Raw genomic sequence first — 10,322 nt, 5'->3', positions numbered from 1 at the left:
TGAGTCTGCGGGCATGATTTTTATCGCGCGTTTTATGAATAGCTTTCTGCATCAGGCGTCGTTCGCCACGGGGTATTGGTGCTATGATCGGCATCGCTCAGTCCGGTTGGTGGTTTTGGTTGGTTTGGCGATTGATCAGATCGCACAATCCGGGCTGAGTTCCCTTTCAGTGATCTACTATTCCGCGCAGCTATTTAGCCGCAATATTCTTTATGGCAAAGATTCCGGCGGAACGTCATAGCGTCAATGTTAGTGAGCTGACGACTGACGAAAAGCGGGAGCTGATTAAAGCAATGAACCATTTCCGTACAGTGGTGAGTTTATTTCCAAATCGGCTAGCCATGCCGAATTAACCCACAACCGAAATTAAAGGCGTAAACCCGCCGGGCTTCTTATTGCCCAAATTCAGGAGAAACAACAATGCGAAATATTGAAACCCGAATCACCAAAACAGGACCAGATGATGCTGGCCTTAACCAGATGCTGACTGATGCACGCATGGAAGAACGCCGGGCACGTGCCGCGGCAATGGCAGCCCGTCTTGATAGCCTGGCTTGCCATATCACGTCACGCCAGCTTAATCACGTTGAAGCGGCGGAGCTGCTGCGTATTGCGGCTGAAAACATTCAGAACGAAGCGCAGGAGATCCACTGATGGCTGATTCAATGGACCTTGTACAGCAGCGCGTTGAAGAAGAACTTCAGCGCCACATCCACACCGCCCGCAACAGAACGCCGGGCGTTTCCCGTGTGCTTTGCATTGATTGCGATGCACCGATCCCGCCAGCTCGCCGCCGCGCTATTCCGGGCGTGCAGTGTTGCGTCACCTGTCAGGAAATCGCAGAGCTGAAAGGCAAACATTACGTAGGGGGTGCTGTATGAGCACTATCCTGAAATGGGCGGGTAATAAAACCGCCATAATGCCAGAACTGAAAAAACACCTTCCAGCAGGCCCGCGACTGGTTGAGCCTTTCGCGGGTTCGTGCGCTGTGATGATGGAGACAGACTATCCTCATTATCTTGTCGCGGATATTAATCCAGACCTGATTAATCTCTATCAGGTGATTAAGAATGATGTTGAATACTTCATCAAAGAGGGCAGATATCTTTTTGAAGCCCGTAATGACCCAGAGGCATATTATAAGACGAGACAGGAGTTTAACTTGCGCCATGGTGGTGCAATTGAACGCGCATTGTATTTCTTATATTTAAATCGCCATGGTTATCGCGGACTGTGTCGCTATAACTTGGACGGTTATTTTAATGTTCCTTACGGTAATTATAAAAAGCCCTACTTCCCTGAAAACGAAATACGCGCATTTGCAGAAAAAGCAAAATGCGCAACGTTTATCTGCGCCAGCTATGACGAGACACTGGCACTGCTGCAAACGGGTGATGTTGTCTATTGCGATCCACCATATGACGGCACGTTTAACGGATATCACACTGCCGGTTTTACAGAGGACGACCAGTATCATCTGGCGTCTATTCTTGAGCGCCGGTCATCAGAAGGTCATCCGGTTATCGTGTCCAACAGCGACACGTCCCTGACCCGTTCGATTTATCGTAACTTTACCCGCCATCGTATCACTGCAAAGCGCAGCATGGGCGTGACTGCCGGTGATAGTAAAACTGCAGTAGAAATCATCGCCACAAAATCAGCATGCTGGTTTGGTGTTGATTTGGCGTCTGGTCCTGATATCTCGGTGGAAGCTGAGGTGCGGGCGTGGTAGTGAGTAAATTCACATTACATCATGCACAAACCACTGGCGGCTCGAATGAGGCCGCCGTGGCCTTTCCATGGAATGCCCGAAAAAAAGCGGTTAACCCGTATCTGGACCCGGCGGAAGTTGCGCCGGAGTCTGCGCTTTCAAACCTCATCACTCTGTACGCTGCGGATAACGAGCAGGAGCATCTGCGCCGTGAGGCGCTGAGTGATAAGGTCTGGGAACGTTATTTCTTCAATGAATCCCGCGATCCTGTCCAGTGTGAAATGGAGCAGGATCGGCTGATTAGCCATGCCAAAATGGCCCGCGAACAGCAGCGTGTTAATCCCGATTTGGTGATTATTGCCGATGTAAGCGCCATGCCTGCCCATATCAACAAGCCTCTACTGGAGCGGATTAAATACTTCCATAGCCTGGGCAGGGCAAAGGCTTATTCCCGGTACCTGCGCGAAACAATCAGACCGTGTCTTGAGCGGCTGGAGCGCGTGCGGGGCAGCCAAATGTCCACCTCGTTTCGGTTTATGGCGAGCCAGGACGGGCTGGAGGGGCTGCTGGTACTGCCTGAAATGAATCAGGATCAGGTCAAGCGCCTTTCCACGCTGGTTGCGGCACATATGAGCATGTGTCTTGATGCGGCCTGCGGTGATCTGTTTGTCAGTGACGATGTTAAACCAGAAGAAATCCGCCAGGCATGGGAAAGGGTTGCTGCAGAAGCCATGCGCCTTGAGGTCATCCCGCCTGCCTTTGAGCAGTTACGCCGCAAAAAGCGCCGCCGCAAGCCGGTGCCTTATGAACTGATCCCACCGTCGCTGGCGCGCATGCTGTGTGCGGACTGGTGGTACCGCAAATTGTGGCAGATGCGCTGCGAGTGGCGGGAGGAACAGCTGCGCGCCGTCTGCCTGGTCAACAAGAAAGCGTCCCCGTATGTCAGCTATGAAGCCGTGATCCACAAACGCGAGCAGCGCCGCAAATCGCTGGAGTTCTTCCGCTCGCATGAGCTGGTCAACGAAGATGGCGACACGCTGGACATGGAAGACGTGGTGAACGCCAGCAACAGCAACCCGGCACACCGCCGTAATGAAATGATGGCCTGTGTTAAGGGGCTGGAGCTGATAGCGGAAATGCGCGGAGACTGCGCAGTGTTCTATACCATCACCTGCCCGTCACGCTTCCACGCAACCCTCAACAACGGCAGACCTAATCCGAAGTGGACCAGTGCCACGGTCCGGCAGAGCAGTGACTATCTGGTTGATACGTTCGCTGCTTTCCGCAAGGCAATGCACAAGGCCGGGCTGCGCTGGTATGGCGTCCGCGTTGCAGAGCCGCACCATGACGGCACTGTACACTGGCATCTTCTGTGCTTCATGCGCAAAAAAGACCGCCGTTCCATCACCGCGCTGCTGCGTAAGTTTGCCATCCGTGAAGACCGCGAGGAACTGGGCGCCAATACCGGGCCGCGCTTTAAGTCCGAGCTAATCAACCCGCGCAAGGGTACGCCGACAAGCTACATCGCCAAGTACATCAGCAAGAATATCGACGGGCGCGGGCTGGCTAAAGAAATCAGCAAAGAAACCGGCAGATCACTGCGTGACAGCGCCGAGCATGTCAGCGCCTGGGCGTCACTGCATCGTGTCCAGCAGTTCCGTTTCTTTGGTATTCCGGGGCGTCAGGCATACCGCGAACTGCGCCTGCTGGCTGGTCAGGCGGCGAGAGTGCAGGGTGGACGCAAAGCGGGCGCGCCGGTACTGGATAACCCGCGTCTGGATGCGGTACTGGCGGCGGCTGATGCGGGCTGCTTTGCCACCTACATCATGAAGCAGGGCGGTGTGCTGGTTCCCCGCAAACATCACCTTGTCCGCACGGCATATGAGCATAACGACGAGCCGAGCGCCTACGGCGATCACGGTATCCGTATCTATGGCATTTGGTCCCCGATTGCAGAAGGCAAGATTTGCACGCACGCGGTGAAGTGGAAAAAGGTTCGTAAGGCCGTTGACGTTCAGGAGGCGGCAGCCGACCAGGGCGCTTGCGCCCCTTGGACTCGTGGCAATAACTGTCCCCCTGTTGAAAATCTGAACAAATCAGGAGGGGATTTACCTGATATTAAAACCATGGATGAGAGGGAACTGGGGGATTATCTCCACAACATGAGCCAGAAGGAACGGCGGGAGCTTACAGCCAGGTTAAGACTGGTGAAACCGAAGCGGAAAAAAGCATACAAGCAGGAGATTTCGGAACAGCAGCGCCTGCAGCTTGAGGCAGAACTTATTGCCAGAGGGTTTGATGCAAGTAACGCAGAAGTGGATTTGCTTTTGCGTGGTGGCAGCATTCCATCTGGGGCTGGGTTGCGGCTTTTTTACCGGGGTCAGCGTTTGCAGGAAGATGATAAATGGCGCCATTGGTTCTAAGGCGCCTTAAATCGAAGAGTTACAAGCCAGCCAGACTCTTACCGCGAATGCGGGCAACTTCATACTTCAGTTCAGCCGCCTTGGCCTCGCAGAGCCTTAAGGATTTTAGCCATTGTTCTGTTGTAGGCTTACCAAATATGTCTTCCATTACTACAACCAAGTAAAGACAGCGACCAGTGCCTAGTTCACCTGCAACCAGGCAGGCTGCGTTAGTTCCTGCCATAAGTTCAATACATGCTTTACGCATCGATTAATTCCTCATTCCGTTGTCTCCTGTAAAGCATCTCACTTGAGCCATCTGTTTGAAACATAGAAAAAACAATTTACATTTAATGGCTAATTATATACTGTGTTTATATACAGTTGTTTTAAGTGGAGGGGAAAATGCAGGACTATTTTTTGGAGTCGTTGAAGCTCCAGCGCATTGATTTTTTTGTGAAGCTTGTAGCGGCTAGTGAATGCGATGATGAAGAGAAGCGGCTTGCTATCCAGTGGGTTTCGGAGCTTACCGATGAGCTGATGGCGAAAATCCGTGCTCATGAGTACAACCGTTCAATGGATCTCCCCAGTTAGGTTTAGGAACGTTGCTGGCGTTAGGACTTGATTCTGACGCTGGCAAGGTTGAACAACGAGCCATGCGAGGCGTTAGTGCCGTTGTGCATGTCTATGCCGCATGAAAATGCATGATCGTCTGAAGCTCTTTTTTATTGAGGCCTGCCAGAACTGGCGGGCTTTTGCTTATGTCATGCAGGTGCATGAAAACCACTACATAAAGCGGGCAGGCGTGGCGGGGATACGAGCGCGCGCTGGCACTATGGATGATCGCTTCACCTGTATGCATGACCACCTTGAAAATTTGATTGTTCTGGACTTAAGTATGTATTTTATATTCGGAAAAATCCGAACCACTGAAAAGGATTTGTGTGATGATAGAAGAGTTAACGATCAGAAATGCAGGTTCATATACTGGGCCAGAACAAAAGATGTATGGTTTATCTACATTTAATTATCTTTATGGAGCTAATGGTGCAGGTAAAACTACTATTAGTAAAATAATTAATGAACCTGATAAGTATCCCGACTGCTTAATTCAGTGGAAAAACGGCAATAAATTAATTAGTTATGTTTATAATAAGGATTTTGTAGACAATAATTTTAGTCAAGATAAAATAAAAGGGGTTTTTACCCTGGGAAGCGATATTAAAGGTGCTCAAGAGAAACTAACATCATTAAACGAGCAGAAAAATAAGCTTCAAGAAGGAATAACAGCTAAACAAAAATTATTAAATGGCAGCGCTGATGATGTGGGCGTTATTAATGATCTGACTGAGCAAGAAGAAACTTTTAAAGACATTTGTTGGAAACAAAAGCAAAAGCATGATGATGTTTTCTTTAAGGCTTTTGAAGGTTTAAGAAACAGTACTGAAAAATTTAAAATCAGAGTCCTTGCTGAATTCAAGCAGAACACCGCAGCTCCAATACCACTAAGTGAACTTACTGAGAAATGCCGTACAGTATTCTCGGATGAGCTAATTTCATACACCCCGTTATCCATTCCTAGTTTTGATGGATTCGAATCTATTTTAAGTCATGAGGTATGGCAGGAGAAAATACTGGGGAAAAAAGATGTCAACGTTGCAGATTTGATTAGCCTATTAAATAATAGTGACTGGGTAAAAAAAGGTTTAGAGTATTTTCACGAATCAGAGCCTAAGTGTCCATTTTGTCAGCAGGATATAAGTAGTGATATTTTCCATAATCTCTCATCATACTTTGATGAAACTTATAATAAAAAGCAACAACTAATAAATGGATTGCTTTCTGAGTACCATGCTAATATACAACGCTTAAGATGGGAACTTGATAACATTAGGGGGGCAAAGTTACCGTTTATCGATGACGACATATTTGAAGATAAATCTAATATCCTTATTTCTCTATTGCTTAGAAATTTTGATAAGGCAAGAGGTAAAGAAAAGTTACTGAGTGAGGTTGTTGTATTTGAAAACATTGACTCTATAATAGAGGATTTTTCAATATTTATACAAGCAATAAATTCAAAGATTGAGGCTAATAATACACTCTTTAGAAATATCAAAACTGAGCAAAAAAATTTAAAAGAACAAATCTGGGCATACATAACAAGAACTGAATTAAAAACGGATATAGAAAGTTATCTAAAATCACGAAACAAACTTGAAAAGAAAAGAGATGGTTTATATGCAGGAGTGGCAAAGGAAAGCGAAAAACTGATCGAGTTGAAGAAGGAAATTGAAGGGATTGAATCTGGCCAAACGAGTATTCTTCCTACTGTTCATGAAATTAACAAGATTTTGAAGAGCTATGGGTTCATAAATTTCCATTTAAAACCATCGGAAGATAGAGCACATTATGTAATAGTAAGAGACAGCGGAGATAACGCGCGATTGACATTAAGCGAAGGAGAGAAGACATTCATCACTTTCCTTTACTATTATAATCTCGTTAGAGGTAGTAATCAGTCTTCTGGTGTTCTGGCAGATCGGGTGGTTGTTTTTGATGATCCAATATCAAGTTTAGATAGCGATATATTGTTTATCGTTAGTTCACTGATTAAAAATTTAATGGATGATGTTCGTGCAAACAAAGGTAGTATAAAACAAATGATTATACTTACGCATAACATTTATTTCCATAAGGAGTTAACATTTAATCCGAAAAGATCAGGCAATAACGCAATGAATGAAGAAACCTTTTGGATTGTTAGAAAAAAAGAGAAGGATTCATATGTTGAAAAATGCACGACCAATCCAATAAAAACATCATATGATCTCTTATGGAGTGAATTACGCCGTAGTGAAAAAAATAATGGTACAATTCAAAACACTATGCGCAGAATTTTAGAGAACTACTTTAAAATTTTAGGTGGCATTGATGTTAGAGAATTAGAGTGTCACTTTGAAGGTTGTGATAAATTGATTTTTAAATCATTGGTGTCATGGATTAATGATGGCTCACATTTTTCTGGTGATGATGTGTTCATGAATTTAGATGATATTTCTGTAGGGAAGAATCTAATTGTATTTCAGAAAATATTTGAGTGTAGCCAACATGCCGCACATTATAAGATGATGATGGGCGATTCGTACAAGCCATTGGAAACATTGATTCAACCTGTCGATGTTGTTGAGTTGGAGCCTGGTGCTAATGATGATGATATGAAAGTTGATGGTGCTGCTGAGAAACCTCCCTTGTTGTCAAATGATGATGCTCCCTTTTAATCAGTTAAACTGTAAACATGCCTGTAATTGATTTTAATTACAGGCATGGTCTACTAGTTTAAATTGTAATTTTTAAAATTTAAAACATTTATACCTACCCAATCGTTCAATTCTTCCAGCCTTTTTTGCAATGGCAAAAGTTCATTTCGAACGAATACATTTGCCGCCTTCTCCACATCCCCAAACCCCCCAACATTGCTCGGCATGATCCCCATCATTTGCGGTGGAACGCGGTGCGCTGCCATCATGTCATCGCGACTCACGTTTTTGATATTCAGAAACTCATCCTTTGCCGCAACCTCTGACAATGGGATGATCTGGATGCCGTCCTTTTTGCCGTTGGGCGAGTACATAAACAGGTTGCGGAAATTACCTGGCCCTTTGGCGCTTTTCATGGCCTGGCGGATGTTGTTCACGTCCTCCTGGTTCTGCGCGGCGTCAGTCATATACATGATGAAGCCTGCGTGGCTGCCGTTGATGTAGTACTTACGGCGGAACAGCGTGGCGGATTCATTCAGCAGGGCTGAAGGGATGGCGGACAGGTACTCCGGCAGGCCGTAAATCTCCTGGTTTAAATCCGGCTCCATCAGGTGAAAAATGCTGCCTCTGGTGAACTCATACGGCTGGGTGGTCATGCCGTACTGCACAAACCAGTAGGTATCCAGATCCACTCCGCGCCGGGTGTACTTCGCCAGCGATGGCTCCAGCGACAGAATACCGCCGAGGCGGTTCGTCCGTTTTTCCAGATAGGCATTACCAAACACCAGATAGTCCTGTACAAAGCGGCTGAATGCCTGCTGACTCAGCAGCGGGTGCGGGATAAACGTGCTGGTCAGGATGTTGCGCTTAACGGCAATCGGTGAGCTGTGATGCACGGCGGCGCGGTAGGTGCGGGCAAGTCCGTCAAAACTGACCGGCGGCTCATACCAGCGGTCCATCTGTACGCATTCCACATAATCAAGAAGTTCACGCCGGTCCAGAACGGGGATCGGATCACCAAAACTGAATGCTTCTGCTGTCGCCGCTTTATTTGGCAGTTTCTCAGGTTCAATTGTGCTCAGGTTGGCGGCCTCGTTTTGTTCATTCATTAAAAAATCTCCACGATATTACTGGTATTGGCGGATTCGCCCTGCAGCGGTTCGTTGAACAGCGCGTGCATCGTTGCCCAGGCCAAATCTGCGTGGCTGGCTTCTTCGCTGCGGCTGGCTTCGTAAGTAGGGCGGTTTCCGCTGGCGGTTGTGGCGCGGCGGATAGCCATAAAGGACTGCGCAATGTCGGTATGCCCGGCGTCAAACTCCAGACGGCGGTGGCTGATAATGTCGTACGCCTTGAGCACCAGGGCGTTTTTGACGTTGGGGTTGTAGACAAATTCACGCACGGCAGGAAAGAACGCTTTCACGTTCTCATAGACACCGTGACCGACCCCGGTCGAGTCGATGCCGATATAGGTCACGTTGTATTGCTGCGTCAGTTTTTTGATAGCGTCCGCCTGCGCGCGGAAGTCCATCCCGCGCCACTGGTGCCTCTCAAGAATGCGGAACTTCCCGCCCGGTACAGTTGGCGGTGCTATAACCACGCAGCCTGCGCTGTCACCGTTCTGCGTACCTTTCGCCGGGTCGTATCCGATCCAGATTTCTCGCCAGCCAAACGGGCGCAACGCCAGCGCCTGAAAATCTCTCCAGACTTCCCAACTGTCCACCATGCACGCCTGCAACTCGCTGAGCGGGAATACTGACGCCAGATCGTCAATAAATTCGCACATCAGCAGGTTCTGGTATTCGTCCGGGCTGTACTCCGTGCGCAGCTGATCCAGGTCGAACAGGTTACAACCGCCGCGCACTGCATCCTCCACGGTGACGATCTGGCGATACTGTCCGTCCGGGCAGAGCACGCCGCGCGCAAGGTTGGCGTGGGTCAGGTCAATGTCCACCTTGTCCGCTTTGGCGCGTCCCCGGTTGAACAGCGCGCCGGACCAGAACGGATAGGCGCTGTGGGTCAGGCTGGACGGTGTGGAGAAGTAGGTTTGTCGCCATTTCTTGTGAATGGCCATACCGGAGGCAACCTTGCGCAGTTCCTGGAATTTCGGTATCCAGAAATATTCATCCAGATACAGGTTGCCGTGGTAGCTCTGCGCCGTGCGGGCGTTGGTGCCGAGGAAGTACAGGCACGCGCCGTTGCAGAGCGTCATCGGGTCGCCTTTCAGCTCCACATCCACCTCTTTGGCAAAGTCGATGATGTATTGCTTAAAGACGTGCGCCTGCGCCTTACTGGCAGAGAGGAAAATCTGGTTGCGCCCGGTGGTGATGGCATCAATCAGCGCTTCGCGGGCAAAAAAGTATGTTGCCCCAATCTGGCGTGACTTAAGCAGGTTGCGAATGCGGTGTTTTACGCCTGCCTGCCACCAGTGGCGCTGATATTCAAACATGCCGTTGCGGAAGATTTCTTCCAGCTTTTCGGTCTGTTCATCAGTGAAAACATTCTTTTCGGGCTGGCGACGTGGCCCTTTGTTACGGTTGGCAACTTTCGGGTTTAAATCAGCTTCGTTCCCGCCATCGTTAAATTTTTCGATCCGGGCATGGCGCTCTGACTGGCGCGCCAGCAGGTCAATTTCCTTGAAGTCTTTCCCTTCTTTCTGCTCCTTCATGATGAGCTGGCAGTAACGTGCGGCGGTGGTGAGCTGCATCTGATCCAGCGGCCCATAGTCGCCCCATTTGTCGCGCTTCTTCCAACTGTGAACGGTTGCAACTTTCTCGCCCAGCATTTCAGCAATGCGGGCTACGCGGTATCCCTGAAAGTACAGCAGCATGGCCTGCCGACGGGGATCGAGGTCTGCGGGGGTCAGTGTCGTGTTCATGGCCCAAACATACGGCCTTGGATGGCGGCTTTCCCCGGCTGCGGTTTGTGTGGTTTACCGTACAAATACAGCGC

The 10,322-nt window shown here is 48.7% G+C and carries 10 protein-coding genes and 1 pseudogene; 7 read left to right on the top strand and 4 right to left on the bottom strand.

Annotated elements, in window-relative coordinates:
- A partial coding sequence (locus tag QQZ17_RS26455; protein ID WP_446715181.1) for a hypothetical protein occupies positions 1-94 on the bottom strand: 94 nt, incomplete at its 3' end.
- A gap of 100 nt (positions 95-194) precedes the next feature.
- Between QQZ17_RS26455 and QQZ17_RS14430 the strand changes: the two are divergent.
- From QQZ17_RS14430 to QQZ17_RS14410, 5 genes and pseudogenes are all read left to right on the top strand, one after another.
- A pseudogene (locus QQZ17_RS14430) lies at positions 195-353 on the top strand (DUF5347 family protein); the annotation flags it as partial.
- Between the two features lie 67 nt (positions 354-420).
- Positions 421-654: a DUF2732 family protein gene (locus QQZ17_RS14425; protein WP_001244238.1), complete on the top strand. Its 234-nt coding sequence runs from the start codon at positions 421-423 to the stop codon at positions 652-654.
- On the top strand, positions 654-881 hold the full coding sequence (locus tag QQZ17_RS14420) for a TraR/DksA family transcriptional regulator (protein ID WP_152402656.1): 228 nt from the start codon (positions 654-656) through the stop codon (positions 879-881). The genes QQZ17_RS14425 and QQZ17_RS14420 overlap by 1 nt, the downstream gene beginning before the upstream one ends.
- The gene (locus QQZ17_RS14415; RefSeq protein ID WP_152402658.1) at positions 878-1,732 is read left to right on the top strand and encodes a DNA adenine methylase; all 855 of its coding nucleotides are present in this window, start codon (positions 878-880) and stop codon (positions 1,730-1,732) included. Before QQZ17_RS14420 ends, QQZ17_RS14415 begins: the two co-directional genes overlap by 4 nt.
- Complete coding sequence (locus QQZ17_RS14410) at positions 1,726-4,134, top strand: replication endonuclease (protein WP_152402660.1); 2,409 nt, start codon at positions 1,726-1,728, stop codon at positions 4,132-4,134. The genes QQZ17_RS14415 and QQZ17_RS14410 overlap by 7 nt, the downstream gene beginning before the upstream one ends.
- Before the next feature lie 19 nt (positions 4,135-4,153).
- On the opposite strand, the gene QQZ17_RS14405 is transcribed toward QQZ17_RS14410, so the two are convergent.
- Positions 4,154-4,381, bottom strand: a complete 228-nt coding sequence (locus QQZ17_RS14405; protein ID WP_001749759.1) for a hypothetical protein — start codon at positions 4,379-4,381, stop codon at positions 4,154-4,156.
- A gap of 137 nt (positions 4,382-4,518) precedes the next feature.
- On the opposite strand from QQZ17_RS14405, the gene QQZ17_RS14400 reads away from it, so the two are divergent.
- Both QQZ17_RS14400 and QQZ17_RS14395 read left to right on the top strand, forming a co-directional pair.
- Positions 4,519-4,707: a hypothetical protein gene (locus QQZ17_RS14400; protein WP_063090871.1), complete on the top strand. Its 189-nt coding sequence runs from the start codon at positions 4,519-4,521 to the stop codon at positions 4,705-4,707.
- A 353-nt stretch (positions 4,708-5,060) separates the two neighbouring features.
- Positions 5,061-7,394 carry an AAA family ATPase gene (locus tag QQZ17_RS14395; RefSeq protein ID WP_152402664.1) on the top strand — a complete coding sequence of 778 codons (2,334 nt, stop codon included), beginning with the start codon at positions 5,061-5,063 and terminating at the stop codon, positions 7,392-7,394.
- A gap of 53 nt (positions 7,395-7,447) precedes the next feature.
- Here the strand turns inward: QQZ17_RS14395 and QQZ17_RS14390 are convergent, their stop codons facing one another.
- Together QQZ17_RS14390 and QQZ17_RS14385 are read right to left on the bottom strand one after the other, a co-directional pair.
- Entirely contained in the window at positions 7,448-8,482 is a 1,035-nt protein-coding gene (locus QQZ17_RS14390; protein WP_235922526.1) for a phage portal protein, read from the bottom strand.
- Positions 8,482-10,248 (bottom strand): terminase ATPase subunit family protein, encoded by a 1,767-nt coding sequence (locus tag QQZ17_RS14385; protein ID WP_152402666.1) that lies wholly within the window; start codon positions 10,246-10,248, stop codon positions 8,482-8,484. The genes QQZ17_RS14390 and QQZ17_RS14385 overlap by 1 nt, the downstream gene beginning before the upstream one ends.
- Between the last annotated feature and the right edge of the window lie 74 nt (positions 10,249-10,322).

The sequence above is a fragment of the Citrobacter sp. T1.2D-1 genome (assembly GCF_950098555.1).
In the GTDB taxonomy this organism is placed as follows: Bacteria; Pseudomonadota; Gammaproteobacteria; order Enterobacterales; family Enterobacteriaceae; genus Citrobacter_A; species Citrobacter_A telavivensis.
Note: the sequence above shows the minus strand (reverse complement) of the source record. Positions and strands in the feature narration are given on the sequence as shown.

Coding starts and splice junctions, on each gene's coding strand:
- QQZ17_RS14425 (WP_001244238.1), top strand. CDS start 421: ATGCGAAATATTGAAACCCGAATCACCAAAACAGGACCAGATGATGCT.
- QQZ17_RS14420 (WP_152402656.1), top strand. CDS start 654: ATGGCTGATTCAATGGACCTTGTACAGCAGCGCGTTGAAGAAGAACTT.
- QQZ17_RS14415 (WP_152402658.1), top strand. CDS start 878: ATGAGCACTATCCTGAAATGGGCGGGTAATAAAACCGCCATAATGCCA.
- QQZ17_RS14405 (WP_001749759.1), bottom strand. CDS start 4,381: ATGCGTAAAGCATGTATTGAACTTATGGCAGGAACTAACGCAGCCTGC.
- QQZ17_RS14400 (WP_063090871.1), top strand. CDS start 4,519: ATGCAGGACTATTTTTTGGAGTCGTTGAAGCTCCAGCGCATTGATTTT.
- QQZ17_RS14395 (WP_152402664.1), top strand. CDS start 5,061: ATGATAGAAGAGTTAACGATCAGAAATGCAGGTTCATATACTGGGCCA.
- QQZ17_RS14390 (WP_235922526.1), bottom strand. CDS start 8,482: ATGAATGAACAAAACGAGGCCGCCAACCTGAGCACAATTGAACCTGAG.
- QQZ17_RS14385 (WP_152402666.1), bottom strand. CDS start 10,248: ATGAACACGACACTGACCCCCGCAGACCTCGATCCCCGTCGGCAGGCC.